Genomic DNA, 14505 nt, shown 5'->3' on the forward strand with positions numbered 1-14505 from the left:
CCGTCCGCGGCTCGGCTCGGCTCGGCTCGGCTCGGCACGAGGCCGTCGGCATCGCGGCGTCGTCGACCCCCTGCCCGGCCCGCTCCCCGCCACGGGGTGAGGGCAGCGCGCCGAGGGAGATGCGAGGCGCGTCGGTCCGCGCGGAGACGGGGCCGGAATCGGAAGGCGCGGATCCCCGTCGGGGCCCGGGACCGGCCGCTCGTCCCCGCCGCGCGTCGACGGAGCGGGACGATCGGGGACCCGCGCCCGCGCGAACGGGGCCGATGTCCCCGTCCCGAGCCTCCACGGCCTGTCCATGCCACGGCTATTCGCCTCGCGCCGGATAAGATCGGGCGCAATTCGCTGACACCTGCGCATTCCGCGGCACGGCCATGTTCTTGAGACCTGTATTGCGAAGCCGCCCCATTTATGATCTACATGACGGCCCTGATCCAGAAGCACTGGAGGCACGACTATGCCTTCCGATGTGCCGTCGAGTGGCAATCAAGACCGCGACCCAGAGTTTCAGAAGGGTCTTATATCAAAACATTCAAAATGTTTCAGCGCACCGTCTATCCCATTCAATTTCACCCACGTCTTCGCAGTCAAGGCCGTCTACGATATACTGTTAGAGCTTGAGCTAGATCCTGAAACTGTCCTTGAAGAAGCCGGGATCGATGCCCAGATCTTCGAGACGGTGGAAACGGTCTCTTTCGCGGCGTTGGGCCGCCTGACGGCACTGGCCGCCGACCAGGCGCGGTGCGCCCATTTCGGCCTCCTCGTTGGTCAGCGCACCACCCTCGGCTCGCTCGGCCTGCTCGGGACGCTGATGCGCCACTCCGAGACGATCGGCGACGCCCTGCAGGCCTTGCAGACGCACCACGATCTCCTGAACCGCGGCGCCATGATCGAGCTGGCGGTCGATGGTGCCGTCGCGACCGTGAGCTACGCCCCCTACGCGTCCGACGTCGACGGCGTCGCGCTCCACTGCGAGAGGGCCGTCGCGGCCCTGACCAACGTCCTGCGCGCGCTGTGCGGCGCGAAATGGAGCCCGGACGAGGTGCTGCTGCCGCGGCTCGAGCCGCCGGACACGACACCCTACACGGGCTTCTTCCGGGCCCCGATCCGGTTCGCGCAGGAGATCGCCGCACTGGTGTTCCCCGCACGGCTCCTGAAGCGGCCGGTGGAGGACGCCAATCCCCTCATTCGCGCGAGCGTGGAGCGGCGCATCCAGCAATGCGAGGCCATCCTCCCGTCCGACGTCACCGACGAGGTCCGGCGGCGCGTGCGCTCCAGGATCATGCAGAAGCGAATCGAGAAGGATCAGGTCGCCCAGACGTTGGCGATCCACCAGCGCACGCTGACCCGCCGCCTGAAGGCCGAGGGAACGACGTTCCGGTCCATCGCGAACCAGACGCGGCTCGGCATCGCCAAGCAGCTGCTGGCCGACACCACCATGAGCTTGGCGCAGATCTCATCCGTGCTCGAATTCTCGGAGCCCGCCGCCTTCACGCACGCCTTTCGGCGCTGGACAGGCATGACGCCGAGCGCGTGGCGCAACGAACGATGGGCGAAGTAGCGGCCCTGCGCGGATCCGCGGTCCGCGGCGCGCGATTCGGGAGAGGGCCGCCATCAGCCTCTCAGGTTTCGCGCGTGCCGCCGGGCTCGGTCTCGGCGTCGCGGCGGCGGCCCAGGCCGATCTCTCGGGTTCCCGAGGCGCGCGGTTGTTGAGCGGGCGCGACTGCGGGAATGGGGTCGCAGCCAACGCGGTCGCGGTTCTCATGGCAGCCGTGCCGAATGGCGGTCTCACGCGCGTCCACGGCGATCAGGATCCGACCGGGGTCGCGTATCAGCGCTGCTCTCGGTCTTGGCGGCGCGTTGTCCCGCACGATCAAGCTTCTCGACGCCGCCCGGGTCATTGAGCGTCATGGCGAGGCGGGTCGCAGGTGGCAGGGCGATGGGCACGACGGTGCGCTGGCTCGTTGTCGCTGCGGGTCTCTGCCTCGTCGCCGGGCTGGCCGTCGCGGCGTGGCGCCACCTCTCGAAGCCGGCGATCCTGTCGGTCGCGGTCGGGCCGGCCGAGTTCGACGACGCCGTGCTCATCGCCGCCTGGAGCCGGGCCCTCACCCAGGGCGGCGCTCCGGCGCGCCTGTCCGTGATCCCGACCTCCGGCCCGACCGAGGCGTTGGCGCGGCTGGCCGAGGGCAAGGCGCAGCTCGCGGTCGTGCGCGGCGACGGCGCGGTCTCGGAGAAGGTCCGCGCCGTGGCGATCCTGCACAAGGATCCGGTGGTGATCGTCGCTCTGAGCAAGACGAGGATCGCCGGCTTCGCCGACCTGAGAGGCCGGGTGCTCGGCGTCGTCGGCCCGCCCAACGCCAACGATCAGATCGTCGCGACGCTGCGCAATCACTATGCGGTCTCCGTCGACGCGAGGACCGTCCCGCCATCGGCGATCGAGATCTCGGACGCGATCAGGAGCCGAAAGGTGGACGCGCTGCTGTTCACGGTGCCGGCCACCCGCGGGGCGAGGATGAGGGAGAAATGGGCGGCCGTGCGCCGCGCCAGCCGCCGGGAACTCGCCTTCCTGGAGATCAGCGAGGCCGAGGCCATCGCGGCGGCGACCCCGGTCTACGAGGCCACCGAGATCGCAGCCGGCCAGTTCGGCGGCTCGCCCACGCTGCCCGCGGAGAGCCTCACGACGCTCGAGGTCGCGACCTTCCTGGTCGCGGACCGGGAGGTCTCGAACGACGTGATCACGCAGCTCACCCGCCATCTCTTCGACAATCGCCAGAAGCTCACGCCGGATGCCCCGCTCGCCGCGCTGGTGGAGGCTGCCAGCACCGACAAGGACGCCGTCATTCCGGTTCATCCCGGCGCCAGGGCGTTCTACGACAGCGAGGAAACCACCCTGATGGAGCGCTACGGCGACTGGCTCTTCTACGGTCCCATGATCCTGGGGCTGCTGGGCTCCGGACTGGCCGCGATCCTGCGGTTCCTCGGCGTCCCGCGCGTCCAGGATGCTCCCACGATCCTGTCCCGCGCGCACGAGATGATCTCGTCCATCGCGCGGGCCAGCACGCTGTCCGATCTCGAGAGGATCCGCAGCCGCCTCGACGAGGCGGTCGCCACGATCGCGTCGCAGGCGGCGCGCGGCCGCCTGGAGGAGCACCAGGCCGCGGTGATCCACTTGGCGGTCGACTACGTTGACCAGGCGCTCACGAAGCGGGAGGAGGCGCTCCGGTCGGCGCGCCGCGCGGAAGCCGCCGGAGACGTCGCGCTGCAAAGACGTGAGCCGCTCCGGACGGGCCGGGAGGCCGGTCTTCCCACCTGATCGCGGCCATCGCGCGCGGGATCCGCTTGGGTCAACCGGATCCCGGATCAGGCGTGAGGCCAGAGGGAATCCCTCGCGAGCGGCTCCCCGGCAGCGGCCGCGCCCCGACGCCGCGGGACCTGCGCGCCGGCCTGCCCCGGCGCGACGGCCGCCCCGCGCGGCTCGCTCCGCCTCGCGGCGTGGCGGGCGAACGCGTCGCTGAGCGGATTGGCGGTCAGGCCATGGGCCACGACGCTGAGGATCACCGTGCAGGCAACCGTGGCCGCCATGAGGTCGCTGCCGGGCACCTCGGCATCCAGCACCAGGACGGCGAACACGATGCTGGCCAGCCCTCGCGGGCCGAACCAGCCGAGGAACACCTTGCCGCCGGCGTCCACACCGGAGCCGGCCAGCGCGATCCACGCGGGAGCCATCCGGATCACCGTGAGGCTGAGGCCGGCATAGGCGACCATCTCCCAGCCGAGGCGCGGCGCGAGTTCGCTGACCACCGTCGCGCCGAAGAGCGCCCAGGTGAGGAGCGCCAGCACGTTGCCGGCGCCCTCGGCCGCCATGAGCAGTTCGTGCTTCACCGTCCGCCGCCGCGCCATCCAGCCGGCCGCCAGCCCCCCCACGAAGGATGCGATGAAGCCGCTGCCGCCCAGCGCCTGCGCGGCCGCGAACGACGTGATCGCCAGCGCGACGGCGGGCATCTGGCGCCACCCGGTGCCCATCCAGCCGCGGCGCTCCGCCCATCGCAGCCCCCAGACGCCGATCACCGCGAGCCCGACCCCGGTGACGAGCCCGATGCCGATCTCCCGAACGAAGTGCGACATCACCAGCTGCAGGTGGTCGTTGTCGGCCGCCCGATCCGCGGCCAGCGCGAGCAGGATCAGCAGGACGGGCACGCAGATCCCGTCGTTCAGGCCGCTCTCGACGTTCAGGCCCTCGCGAACGGCCGCGGGCACGGACGGGTTGGTGACGACGGCCTTCCCGAGCGCGGCGTCGGTGGGGGCCAGGATGGTGGAGAGGAGCGCGCAGCCGAGCAGGCCGATCGTGGGAAACAGCAGGTACGCGGCCGCCGTGCCGAGCACCAGCGTGAGAGGAAGCCCGACCAGGAGCAGGCGGACCGGGATCGCGTAGGAGCGCCGAAGCACACCGAGATCCGCGTTGGCCGCATCCATGAACAGCACCAGCGCCAGCGTCAGTTCAGCGAGAGTCTTGAGGACTTGCGCGCGTGAGCCGATCTCCAGCAGATTCAGGCCCATCGGTCCCAGGGCGAGCCCGAATGCCGTGAAGACGAGAGCGCCGGCCACCGGCGTGCGCTCCAGCGGCGCGGCAACCAGACTGTAGGCGAACACGAACGCGAACAGGATGGCGATATTCTGGTACATAGGCCAGATCCCCGACCGAGAGTGTTTCCCGTTGCGCCTGCCTCGATCTCCGGACGCGTGCGGGGTGCGGGACGTTTCGTCCGACGCGATGCCGCCGCCCGGCGCGAAGCGAGCCCCTCCGCAGGCCTCGGCGCTCAGGGCTGCCCGCTGCCGGAGGCCCGGGAGCGCAAGCTGAGGATGTAATCGATGAGGGCGTCGCGCTCCTCGCGCGAGAGCTGGAAGCTCGGCATCCCGGGGTGATGCTGCTGCAGGAAGACGCTGAGCGCGACGCCGGTCGTGGAGGGCGCCTGCGCGACGGCGACGAAGTCGGGGGCCGGGCCGCCCCTCGGCCGGGAGATGGAATCGACGCGGTGGCACTCGGCGCAGAGATCGTCGGCGAGGCGGCGCCCCCGGGCAACGCTGTCCTGCGACCAGCCTCGGTCCGCGCCCGCGACGAGGAGGGTGAGGATGAGGAGGGCGCGGGTCGAGCCGGACAGGAGGTCCGGACGGTGTTTCGGCGTCCCGCGTCCTCGGTGCATCGCCTGCCTCCCCGCATGGCAGCGCCGGCGCGACGCCTGGGCGTGGCCCTCGGCATCGATCGGCGCTGCGGCCTCGGCTGAACTCTCGCGATCCTATCAGGGCGGAATCGTCGCTCGCCGCCTTGATGTAGATCAGGTTGAAGCGGCGCCGAACGCAAATCTCCTCGCTGCGCCCGGCGCCCTCCGATGGTCGCGTCGAAAGGCCGGCAGGATCGCAGGGTGTCGGCCCCTTCGGCCTGCTCGCGCGGCACCGGCATCCCGGTCCGCCTCCCGCTGCGCGGCGGGTGCGGCCGCGCGATGCGCCGCGACCCGCGCCCATCCGGAACGGCAGCCCATCACCGCGGAGGCGACCTCCGGACCCTCCACGCCCTCGAGGAGGCGATCCGTTGCAAGATGTCAGGGTTCCACCTCTGGCAGCGCCCGATTCAATATCAATTGTGAAGTTTGGCAAGCCTCTTCATCGCGCTCACGGTGGTCAGACCGGACAGATATTGACTTATGTCAAGGACCACAGCATCGAGAAACATACGATTGTGCCAGGCAAGACGGTGGCTCGAAGCCTCAGAGCAGCGGCCGGCAGGTGGACCGGACGCATGGGCATTCCGACCGCGCCATCAGGTCAGTCCTCGCTCCGACCCGGCGGGGCGAGGAGGTCATCGCTCGGACGAGGCCGGATGGCGCGGCTCCTGCCGCACCGATCCCGCTCGGCCGGAACCGGGTGAGACGGTCGGCGTGGCGACGAATTCAGTTTCGTTGCCAAACGACTGAATTTTTTAAGTATCATCTCCGAATTTTGCTTCATATCATATCCGACAGAGAGTGCTGGTCGGGGTCGTATTTCGCGCAACTGCGTTTTGGCTCGGGTAAAGTACTTGGCGGGGGCGGCCGATCGAAGCGGCGTTCGGTCATCATGCGTCGCAGCAAGACCGCAGCATCGGCACCGAAGAAGGGAGGAGTGGGCATGATGTCAGCCATCAGTTGGAGTTGCGAGCGATCGCGGCCGGAGGCGAGGCGTGCCGAGACCAGCATCCCTCCGCGCCCGGCCGCCCCTGCCGCCGTTCACGGCAGCGCCGTCGAGGCGATCTGCGAGGTTCTGGTGGCGCTCGGGATCGAGCCGGCTCCGCTGCTGGTGCAGAGCGGCATCGGCCCGCGATGCCTGGAGGGAGCCGGGGCGCTCTCGTTCGAGAGTCTCGGACGCTTGATGGCGCTCGCCGCCCGCCGGAGCGCCTGTCCGCATTTCGGCCTCCTGGTCGGCCAGCGCACCACGCTGGCCTCGCTCGGGCTGCTCGGCGTGCTGATGAGGAACTCGGAGACGGTCGGTGACGCCCTGCGGGTGCTGGAGACGCATCACGGTCTTCTCAACCGAGGGGCCGTGATCCGCGTCGCGGTGAACGGCCCGCTCGCCATCGCCAGCTACTCGCCCTACCGGCCCGAGGCCGAGGGGATCGCGCTCCATTGCGAGCGGGCGCTCACGGCGATGACGAACGTGATCAGATCCCTCTGCGGGGGCGATTGGGCGCCCGAGGAGGTGCTGCTGCCGCGCCTGGGGCCGCACGATGCGACGCCCTACGCGAATGTCTTTCGCGCTCCCGTCCGCTTCGGACAGGAGATCGCGGCGCTGACCTTCCCGGCGCGCCTCCTCGGGCGGCCGATCGGGGACGCGAGCCCGATCGTGCGCAAGCTTGCCGAGCAGCGCATCCGCCAGTTCGCGGCCAGCATGCCCGCGGACCTGACGGACGAGCTGCGCCGGCACCTGCGTGCCACCTTGACGCAGGGAGAGCTGAGCGCGCGCCAGGCCGCGGAGGCGCTGGCGGTTCACCGGCGGACGCTGAGCCGGCGTCTGAGGGCCGAGGGAACGAGCTTCCGATCGGTCGCGAACGAGACGCGCCTCTCCGTCGCCAAGCAGCTGCTGGCCGACACCAACCTGAGCTTGGCGGAGATCTCCGTCGCCCTGGAATTCTCGGAGCCCGCCGCCTTCACCCATGCCTTCCGGCGCTGGACCGGGACGACGCCGAGCGCGTGGCGCAAGCAGCGGCGAGAACCGGGCGGCGGCGAGATGAGCGACGGCCGTCGCGCTGCCGCGGGCGCGTGAGGCGTGAGGCGTGAGGGAGGAGATCCGCGATGGGACCTGCACACGGAGTTCGTGCCGCCGCGCTCGGCCTGGCCCTTTTCGCCTCGGCCGGGGGCACGCGCGCGACGGCGGCGCCGGCCGGGCTCGCCGGCTACCAGGGCGCCTGGGTGCTGGGCGGGCGCGACTGTGCGGAGGTGTACTCATCCGCCGGGAAAGGAACGTCGTTCAAGACGCCGCTCGACATCTTCGCGCCGGCCTTCATCGTCTCCGGCAACCGCCTCAGGACGCCGATGGCGTCCTGCCGCATCAAGTCGGTGCGCCCGGTGAGCGACCGTCAGCGGCTCGTCCTCGACTGCGCGAACGTCGTCGCCGTCAACGAGGTCAGGGTTCTCCTGGCGCTCGGGCCGAACGGAACCCTGAAGCGCTACTACGGCGATCAGGACCCCACGGGCGTGGAGTACCGGCGCTGCTCGAGCCCCTGACGGCGCGCAGCCCGGCGCCGGCCGCCGAGAGCCGCCCCAGGTCCGGTTCCGCGCGGCCCCCTCACCGAGACCCGCAGCGATGCGCCTGACCCTCGTCTGCCTGCCCCTCGTCTGCCTGACCCTCGCGGCCGGCCTCGCCGGCCCGGCCCTCGCGCAGCCGGGCGCCACGGTCGGCCTGCCGATCGGTGCCGGACTCGCCCCCAGGCCGGCGCCCGGTCCGCCCGCGGCGACGCCGCCGGGGCGCGGGCCGTGTCCCGCCGCGGTCGCGCCGGACCGCGCCGGCGAGCCGGCCGGCGGGGTTCGGCGCCGGACGTGCCGGGCGCCGTCCCGCTCGGCGGTCAGGCCCGCTCCACCTCGGAGATGACGTCGGCCAGGTAGAGCTCGATGCGGCGCACCGCCTGGTCGTCGTTGCCCGCCACCGCGACCGCGATGGCGGCGCCGCGATGGTGCGCCCGGCGGATGAGCCCCTCGGCCTTGGCGGCCGCCGCGCGCTCAGTCGCGGCGCGCAGGATCGCCCCCGCGCTTCCCGTCGTGACCCTGATCTCGAATGACGGCACTTCTGTTACGACCGAATCGATGCCGCGCCGAACCCGCGTGACTCGCCCGCGTCGCCCGGCCCCGACCGTCTCCAGGCGGGACGTCTCTGACGCAGCGACGCGGACCCGCCGCGCTGGCGCGTGAGGGTCGATGAGCGAACGCCGTCGAGCGTAGTGCAGGGTGGATCCAGCTGCAATCCAGACGTTCAGTCCGACTGCGATCTCGGCTGTCCTGTCCGATCAAGCGCCAAGGCACGCCAAGATTATCGTTCACATCGCAATGACCGGCGGAGCTGCTGCCGATCCCGAGCTCCTGATCGGCGGCCAGCAGCCCGTGCCGGCCGGCCCGTTAGGTCAAGGACACGACGCCATGAAGCGCCTCATCATCGTCACCTCCGCGATCGCCGCCCTGATCCTCACCAGCATCACCGCCGAAGCGCGCGGCTTCGGCGGCGGCGGGTTCCGGGGCGGAGGGGGGTTCCGGGGCGGAGGGGGGTTCCACGGCGTCCGTGCCGGCGGCTTCCGCGGCGGACGGGTGGCGGGCGTGCGCGGCGGATACCGCGGCGGCTACGGCCGCTACGGGTACCGCGGCGGCTACGGCCGCTATGGGTACCGCGGCGGCTACGGCGCCTACGGCTACCGCTATCGTCCCTACGGCTACGGGCTGGCGGCCGGCGCCGCGGCGGCCGCGGCGGCGGGCTATTACGGCTCCACCTACGGCGGATGCGGCCCGTCCCGCTACTACGACGCCGCGTCGGGTGTCTGCCGCCCCTACGGCTACTGAGCGGTCGCTCCTCGGCGCCCGCCGGGGCGGGCGCCGCCCGGGGATGGCCGCAGAGTGGAGGAAGGCCTGCCATGATCCGTGAACTCACGCCCATCGTCCTGGCCTTCGGCCTGGCCTCGCCCGCGCTGGCGCAGGCGCCCGCCGCGCCGCTCGCGCCGAGCCTGCTGATGCACGGCAATTACTGCGGCCTCGGGAACCGGGCGCCGCTGCCGCCGGTCGATGCGCTCGATGCGGCCTGCGCCCGCCACGACGCCTGCACGCCGGCGGGCGGGCTCCCGTCCCGCCGGTGCAATCTGCGCCTGCAATGGGAGGCCGACCGGATCTCCCGCGACCCGCGGCAGCCCGACGACGTGCGCGCGGCGGCCGGCTTCATCGCCTTCAGTGCCGCCCTCCTGCCCTTCGATCCCGCGCCTCCGGTCGTGGTCGTCAGGGTTCCTGCCTGGACGGATCCGTTCGCCTACCGCCGCGTGCGCGCCGCCGCCGTCTACTGAGCGGGGCGCGCAGGGCAGCCCTGTCCGGGGGACGGGGTGACCGGGCCGCCGTTCGGGCGGACGGCGGAGCCGATGCCGAGAGTTCGTCGCGCGCCGAGGCGCGCACGACGGATCCTCGCCCGTCGCCGGTCGCGGGGCCGAGTTGCCGGCGCCCCCCGGACCGCTCAGCCGGGCGGCACGGGCAGCCCGGCCCGCCCGGGCCGGCGGTGCGACCGCACCCTCCCTCATCACCGAGCGGCAGTCTCCCATGCGGATCAGCTCACTCGCCGAGGCGGTTTCCCTGATCCCCGACGGGGCCAGCGTGATGATCGGCGGCTTCATGGGCGTCGGCACGCCCGAGCCGCTCGTCGACGAGCTCGTCCGGCAGGGCCGGCAGGACCTCACCGTCATCGCCAACGACACCGCCGCGCCCGGGCGGGGCATCGGCAAGCTCGTGGCGGCCGGGGCGCTGCGGCGGGCGGTCGTCAGCCATATCGGGCTCAATCCCGAGACCCAGGCGCGGATGATCGCGCGGACACTGGAGGTCGAGCTGGTGCCGCAGGGCACGCTGGCCGAGCGCATCCGGGCGGGCGGCTGCGGCCTGGGCGGAATCCTCACCCCGACCGGGATCGGCACCCTCGTCGAGGAGGGCAAGCGGCGGATCACCGTCGACGGCCGCGATTACCTGCTCGAACCGGCCCTGCGCGCCGAGTTCGGGCTCATACAGGCCTTCCTGTGCGACTATCTCGGCAACCTCACCTACGCGCTGACCGGGCGGAACTTCAATCCGCTGATGGCGATGGCGGCCGAAACGGTGATCGTGTGCGCCGAGCACATCGTCCCGACCGGCGTCATCGCGCCCGACCACGTCGTGACGCCGGCGCCGCTGGTCGATCACGTCATCGCCTGCGGGTGAACCGATGGATCCGCACGTCGTCATCGCCAAGCGCATCGCCCGCGAACTCCGCGACGGGATGCTGGTGAATCTCGGGATCGGCATCCCGACCCTGGTCGCGAACCACGTCCCCCCCGGGCTCACGGTGTTCTTCCAATCGGAGAACGGCTTGATCGGGACCGGCCCGGTCCCGGAGCCCGGCATGGCCCTGCGCTGGCTGACCGATGCGGGCGGCAAGGCCGTCACGGCGCTTCCGGGCGCCTCGGCCTTCGACAGCGCCACCTCGTTCGCGCTGATCCGCGGCGGCCACCTCGACCTGACCGTGCTCGGCGGCCTCGAAGTCGACCAGACCGGGCGCCTCGCCAACTGGATGGTGCCGGGCCGGATGGTCCCGGGCATGGGCGGCGCGATGGACCTGGTGACGGGAGCCAAGCGCGTCGTCGTGGCCATGCAGCACACCGCGAAGGGCCGGCCCAAGCTCGTTCGGGAATGCACGCTGCCCCTCACGGCCGAGAGGCGGATCGACCTCCTGGTGACGGAGCTCGCGGTGATCGCATTTCCGGACGGGCGCGCGACCCTCGTCGAGACGGCGCCGGGCGTCAGCCTCGACGCCGTGCGCGCCGCCACCGAGGCCGACCTCGCCATCGCCCTCACCGAGGGCACGTGAGGGAAGCCCATCACCGCGCGGGGACGCGCGAGAAGGAGGAGAATTGCCCATGAGGATCATTCTCATCGTCGCCGGTCTGCTCGCGAGTTTGGTCGCCCTCGCGCCGACCGAGGCCGAGGCCGTCGTCTGCGCGCGCGGCGTCTACCGGGCCGGCTGCGTCGGCCCGCGCGGGGCGGTCGGCGTGCGCCGCGGCGTCTACGGCGCGCGCGCCGTGCGCGTGCGGCGCTACTGATGCCAGCGGCCCGGGACGCTGACGCATCGGGCCGGTGACCATCTCGCACCGTCGACAGCAGGCCGCAGGCTCGGCGACGATTCGCGAATCGCACCGGCGGTCACGAGACATGACCGCCGGTGCGAGGCGCCCGAGCCCGGCCTGATCGGCGCGCCGCCCCTCCGACATTCGAGGTCCGCCATGACGGAGCAGGCCAGCACGGGCCCGGGACCGCACTACGCCGCCATGGAGCACCTGCGCGACGGGCAGGCGCTGTCGATCCGGGCGCTGCGGCCGGGGGACCGGGAGGGCCTGCTCGCCGCCTTCGCCGGCCTCGGCGAGCGCTCGCGCACCCTGCGCTTCTTCGCGCCCAGGCGCGGCTTCAGCGAGCGGGAGGTCGATTACTTCGTGAATGTCGATTTCCGCGAGCACGTCGCCCTGGTGGCGGAGGCGGAGGCGGGCGGCGCCCCGACCCTGGTCGGTGGCGGCCGCTTCATCGTCACGGCGCCCGGCACGGCCGAGCTCGCTTTCGCGGTGGCGGATGCGTGGCAGGGCCGGGGCGTCGGCGCCGCGTTGATGCGCCACCTCATCGCCCTGGCGCGCGGGAGCGGCCTCTCCGAACTCACCGCCGAGGTTCTGTCGGACAACGCTCCCATGCTCGCGCTGTTCAGGCGCTGCGGGACCCCGGTGGAGATGCGGCGGGAGCGCCGGACGGTCCACGTCGTGCTCCGGTTGCGCTGACGGGAGTTCGGGCGTCCCGCACCCGCCAGCGCCGCGGCGCCGCTCCCGGCCGGCGCGGTCCCGGGCCGATCGCAGCCGCCGCGCCGGTGTCCCGCCCGATCAAGCGGCGGGGCGCGTCCTCTGGAAGATTGCCCCGCGGACGCCGCCGGGGGGCGGGTGATCGGGAAGGCGCGGGCGCCCCTCCGGTTCGCGGCCGAGGCCGGTCCGGCCGCGCGGCCATCGGCGGCGCACCGTGCGCCCTGTCCGATCAGGAGAGAGCATCGTGGCGAGTTCGACGACGCAGGAGGCGCCGGCCCGGCACCGCCGGCACGAGAAGTACGAGCGCTTGGTCGCCGCCGCGCGGGCGCGGCCCCGGCTGAAGGTCGCGATCGCCCATCCCTGCGACGAAGCCTCGCTCGGCGCGGCGCTGGAGGCGGCGGATCTCGGCCTGATCGACCCGATCCTGGTCGGCCCGCCACAGAGGATCGCCGCGGCCGCCTCCGCGCTCGGCAAGGATCTCGCGGCCTACCGCGTCGTCGAGGCGGCCCACAGCCACGATTCCGCCGCCAAGGCCGTGGCGCTGGTGAATGCGGGCGAGGCGGAGGCCCTGATGAAGGGCAGCCTCCACACCGACGAGCTGATGGGCGCGGTGGTGCGCCGCGAGGGCGGCCTGCGCACGGCGCGCCGCCTCAGCCACTGCTTCGTGATGGACGTGCCGAGCCACGACGACCCCCTCATCGTCACCGACGCGGCCATCAACATCGCGCCGAGTCTCGAGGAGAAGCGCGACATCGTCCAGAACGCCATCGACCTCGCGCGGGCCTTCGGGATCGAGACGGTGCGGGTCGCGATCGTGTCGGCGATGGAGACCGTCAACCCGAAGGTCCCCTCGACCCTCGACGCCGCGGCGCTCTGCAAGATGGCCGATCGCGGCCAGATCACCGGAGCGGTGCTCGACGGGCCGCTCGCCCTCGACAACGCCATCGATCTCGGCGCGGCGGCGATCAAGAAGATCCGCTCGCCGGTCGCCGGCCGGGCCAACGTGCTGGTCGTGCCGGATCTCGAGGCCGGCAACATGCTGGCCAAGAGCCTGACCTTCCTGGCGGATGCCGACGCCGCCGGGATCGTGCTCGGCGCGAGGGTTCCGATCATCCTGACGAGCCGGGCCGATTCGCGCCTGACGCGGCTCGCCTCCTGCGCCGTCGCCTCGCTCTTCGCGGCGGCGCAGCGCGCGGCCAAGCCCCTGCCCGAGGTCTAGCCATGATCCCGGCCTCGCTCGTGCTGAACGCCGGCTCGTCGAGCCTCAAGTTCCAGGTCTTCGAGCCCGGGGAGGACGGCGCCCCGCGCCGCCTCTATCGCGGCCTGTTCGAGGGGCTCGGCAGCGGGCCGCACATGATCGTGCGCGACCGCGCCGGCGCCGTGGTCGCCGACGCGTGCTTCGAGGCGGGCGGCTTCGGGCACGAGGAAGCGCTGCTCCAGATTGCCGCGTGGCTGCGGGCCCACCGGAGCGAGCACCGGCTGGCGGCGGTCGGGCACCGGGTCGTGCACGGCGGCACGGCGTACAGCTCGCCCGTGCGGGTCGACGACGCGGTGCTGGAGGCGCTGGAGCGCCTCGTGCCGCTCGCGCCGCTGCACCAGCCCCACAACCTGGAGCCGATCCGCGTCGTGCGGCGGCAATTCCCGGACCTGCCGCAGGTGGCCTGTTTCGACACGGCTTTCCACCGCGGCCAGCCGGAGGTGGCGCAGCTCTTCGCGCTGCCGGCCGAGATCTCGGATCGCGGCGTGCGCCGCTACGGCTTCCACGGCCTGTCCTACGCCTTCATCGCCGAGCGGCTCGGCGCCGCTTTCCCGGTCCTCGCGCAGGGCCGGGTGATCGCGGCGCATCTCGGCAGCGGCGCGAGCCTGTGCGCCCTCGACCGCGGGCGCAGCGTCGCGACCACGATGGGCTTCTCGGCCCTCGACGGGCTGCCGATGGGCACGCGCTGCGGCAGCCTCGACCCGGGCGCGGTCTTCTACCTGCTGCGGGAGATGCGGCTCGACGCGGACGCGCTGGAGCGGATGCTCTACACCCGCTCGGGGCTCCTGGGCGTCTCGGGCCTGTCGAACGACATGCGGACGCTGCGCGCGCTGGCGGGCACCGACCGCCGCGCGCGCACCGCCATCGACCTCTTCGTCTACCGGATCGGGCGCGAGCTCGGCTCGCTCGTGGCGGCCCTGGGCGGCATCGACGGCCTCGTCTTCACCGGGGGCATCGGCGAGAACGACGCCGCCACCCGGGCCGAGGTGCTGCGGGGCGCCGCCTGGGCGGGCTTCCGGCTCGACGAGGCCGCGAACGCGGCGGGCGGGCCGCTGATCACGCGCGGTCCCGGACCCCAGGCCCTCGTCATCCCCACCGACGAGGAGACGATGATCGCGCGCGGGATGCGCGCGGTGCTCGACGACGCGCGCCAGCCGGCGCTCTGACCCCATGG

At 72.3% G+C, this 14505-nt stretch carries 16 protein-coding genes; 12 read left to right on the plus strand and 4 right to left on the minus strand.

Going from position 1 to position 14505, the window contains the following annotated elements; translation table 11 throughout:
- Window positions 1-454: 454 nt before the first annotated feature.
- The gene (locus MET2598_RS0120090) at window positions 455-1558 is read left to right on the plus strand and encodes an AraC family transcriptional regulator (RefSeq protein WP_026190834.1); all 1104 of its coding nucleotides are present in this window, start codon (window positions 455-457) and stop codon (window positions 1556-1558) included.
- 61 nt (window positions 1559-1619) lie between these two features.
- On the opposite strand, the gene MET2598_RS41355 is transcribed toward MET2598_RS0120090, so the two are convergent.
- Window positions 1620-1868 (minus strand): hypothetical protein, encoded by a 249-nt coding sequence (locus tag MET2598_RS41355; protein ID WP_157182214.1) that lies wholly within the window; start codon window positions 1866-1868, stop codon window positions 1620-1622.
- 68 nt (window positions 1869-1936) lie between these two features.
- Between MET2598_RS41355 and MET2598_RS0120095 the strand changes: the two genes are divergently transcribed.
- Window positions 1937-3310, plus strand: a complete 1374-nt coding sequence (locus MET2598_RS0120095) for a TAXI family TRAP transporter solute-binding subunit (RefSeq protein WP_018262105.1) — start codon at window positions 1937-1939, stop codon at window positions 3308-3310.
- A gap of 47 nt (window positions 3311-3357) precedes the next feature.
- Here MET2598_RS0120095 and MET2598_RS0120100 read toward each other — a convergent pair whose 3' ends face one another.
- Together MET2598_RS0120100 and MET2598_RS0120105 are read right to left on the minus strand one after the other, a co-directional pair.
- Window positions 3358-4680 carry a cation:proton antiporter gene (locus MET2598_RS0120100; protein WP_018262106.1) on the minus strand — a complete coding sequence of 441 codons (1323 nt, stop codon included), beginning with the start codon at window positions 4678-4680 and terminating at the stop codon, window positions 3358-3360.
- A 134-nt stretch (window positions 4681-4814) separates the two neighbouring features.
- Window positions 4815-5198: a c-type cytochrome gene (locus MET2598_RS0120105; protein WP_012331491.1), complete on the minus strand. Its 384-nt coding sequence runs from the start codon at window positions 5196-5198 to the stop codon at window positions 4815-4817.
- Window positions 5199-6159: 961 nt separating this feature from the next.
- Here MET2598_RS0120105 and MET2598_RS0120110 point away from each other — a divergent pair.
- Together MET2598_RS0120110 and MET2598_RS0120115 are read left to right on the plus strand one after the other, a co-directional pair.
- Window positions 6160-7290: an AraC family transcriptional regulator gene (locus tag MET2598_RS0120110; RefSeq protein WP_026190835.1), complete on the plus strand. Its 1131-nt coding sequence runs from the start codon at window positions 6160-6162 to the stop codon at window positions 7288-7290.
- A gap of 29 nt (window positions 7291-7319) precedes the next feature.
- Window positions 7320-7751: a hypothetical protein gene (locus MET2598_RS0120115; protein ID WP_018262108.1), complete on the plus strand. Its 432-nt coding sequence runs from the start codon at window positions 7320-7322 to the stop codon at window positions 7749-7751.
- Window positions 7752-8089: 338 nt separating this feature from the next.
- Here MET2598_RS0120115 and MET2598_RS0120120 read toward each other — a convergent pair whose 3' ends face one another.
- Window positions 8090-8308: a hypothetical protein gene (locus MET2598_RS0120120; protein ID WP_012331488.1), complete on the minus strand. Its 219-nt coding sequence runs from the start codon at window positions 8306-8308 to the stop codon at window positions 8090-8092.
- Between the two features lie 349 nt (window positions 8309-8657).
- On the opposite strand from MET2598_RS0120120, the gene MET2598_RS0120125 reads away from it, so the two are divergent.
- The 8 genes from MET2598_RS0120125 (at window position 8658) to MET2598_RS0120160 (ending at window position 14497) form a co-directional block, all read left to right on the plus strand.
- Entirely contained in the window at window positions 8658-9071 is a 414-nt protein-coding gene (locus MET2598_RS0120125; protein ID WP_018262109.1) for a hypothetical protein, read from the plus strand.
- A 71-nt stretch (window positions 9072-9142) separates the two neighbouring features.
- A complete protein-coding gene (locus MET2598_RS0120130; RefSeq protein WP_012331486.1) occupies window positions 9143-9562 on the plus strand; it encodes a hypothetical protein in 420 nt (139 codons plus the stop codon).
- Window positions 9563-9809: 247 nt separating this feature from the next.
- Window positions 9810-10457: a CoA transferase subunit A gene (locus MET2598_RS0120135; protein ID WP_018262110.1), complete on the plus strand. Its 648-nt coding sequence runs from the start codon at window positions 9810-9812 to the stop codon at window positions 10455-10457.
- A gap of 4 nt (window positions 10458-10461) precedes the next feature.
- Window positions 10462-11103, plus strand: coding sequence for a 3-oxoacid CoA-transferase subunit B (locus MET2598_RS0120140; RefSeq protein ID WP_012331484.1), 642 nt, complete (start codon window positions 10462-10464; stop codon window positions 11101-11103).
- A gap of 49 nt (window positions 11104-11152) precedes the next feature.
- Window positions 11153-11335, plus strand: a complete 183-nt coding sequence (locus MET2598_RS0120145) for a hypothetical protein (RefSeq protein WP_012331483.1) — start codon at window positions 11153-11155, stop codon at window positions 11333-11335.
- Between the two features lie 180 nt (window positions 11336-11515).
- On the plus strand, window positions 11516-12055 hold the full coding sequence (locus tag MET2598_RS0120150; RefSeq protein WP_018262111.1) for a GNAT family N-acetyltransferase: 540 nt from the start codon (window positions 11516-11518) through the stop codon (window positions 12053-12055).
- Between the two features lie 262 nt (window positions 12056-12317).
- Window positions 12318-13292, plus strand: a complete 975-nt coding sequence (locus MET2598_RS0120155) for a phosphate acetyltransferase (RefSeq protein ID WP_012331481.1) — start codon at window positions 12318-12320, stop codon at window positions 13290-13292.
- Between the two features lie 2 nt (window positions 13293-13294).
- A complete protein-coding gene (locus tag MET2598_RS0120160) occupies window positions 13295-14497 on the plus strand; it encodes an acetate/propionate family kinase (RefSeq protein ID WP_018262112.1) in 1203 nt (400 codons plus the stop codon).
- Window positions 14498-14505 lie beyond the last annotated feature (8 nt).

Origin of the sequence: Methylobacterium sp. WSM2598 (assembly GCF_000379105.1) — a bacterium.
Taxonomy (GTDB): Bacteria; Pseudomonadota; Alphaproteobacteria; order Rhizobiales; family Beijerinckiaceae; genus Methylobacterium.

Excerpts from the sequence above, each read along its gene's own strand:
- MET2598_RS0120090 (WP_026190834.1), top strand. The coding sequence starts at position 455 with ATGCCTTCCGATGTGCCGTCGAGTGGCAATCAAGACCGCGACCCAGAG.
- MET2598_RS0120095 (WP_018262105.1), top strand. The coding sequence starts at position 1,937 with ATGGGCACGACGGTGCGCTGGCTCGTTGTCGCTGCGGGTCTCTGCCTC.
- MET2598_RS0120100 (WP_018262106.1), bottom strand. The coding sequence starts at position 4,680 with ATGTACCAGAATATCGCCATCCTGTTCGCGTTCGTGTTCGCCTACAGT.
- MET2598_RS0120105 (WP_012331491.1), bottom strand. The coding sequence starts at position 5,198 with ATGCACCGAGGACGCGGGACGCCGAAACACCGTCCGGACCTCCTGTCC.
- MET2598_RS0120110 (WP_026190835.1), top strand. The coding sequence starts at position 6,160 with ATGATGTCAGCCATCAGTTGGAGTTGCGAGCGATCGCGGCCGGAGGCG.
- MET2598_RS0120115 (WP_018262108.1), top strand. The coding sequence starts at position 7,320 with ATGGGACCTGCACACGGAGTTCGTGCCGCCGCGCTCGGCCTGGCCCTT.
- MET2598_RS0120125 (WP_018262109.1), top strand. The coding sequence starts at position 8,658 with ATGAAGCGCCTCATCATCGTCACCTCCGCGATCGCCGCCCTGATCCTC.
- MET2598_RS0120130 (WP_012331486.1), top strand. The coding sequence starts at position 9,143 with ATGATCCGTGAACTCACGCCCATCGTCCTGGCCTTCGGCCTGGCCTCG.
- MET2598_RS0120135 (WP_018262110.1), top strand. The coding sequence starts at position 9,810 with ATGCGGATCAGCTCACTCGCCGAGGCGGTTTCCCTGATCCCCGACGGG.
- MET2598_RS0120140 (WP_012331484.1), top strand. The coding sequence starts at position 10,462 with ATGGATCCGCACGTCGTCATCGCCAAGCGCATCGCCCGCGAACTCCGC.
- MET2598_RS0120145 (WP_012331483.1), top strand. The coding sequence starts at position 11,153 with ATGAGGATCATTCTCATCGTCGCCGGTCTGCTCGCGAGTTTGGTCGCC.
- MET2598_RS0120150 (WP_018262111.1), top strand. The coding sequence starts at position 11,516 with ATGACGGAGCAGGCCAGCACGGGCCCGGGACCGCACTACGCCGCCATG.
- MET2598_RS0120160 (WP_018262112.1), top strand. The coding sequence starts at position 13,295 with ATGATCCCGGCCTCGCTCGTGCTGAACGCCGGCTCGTCGAGCCTCAAG.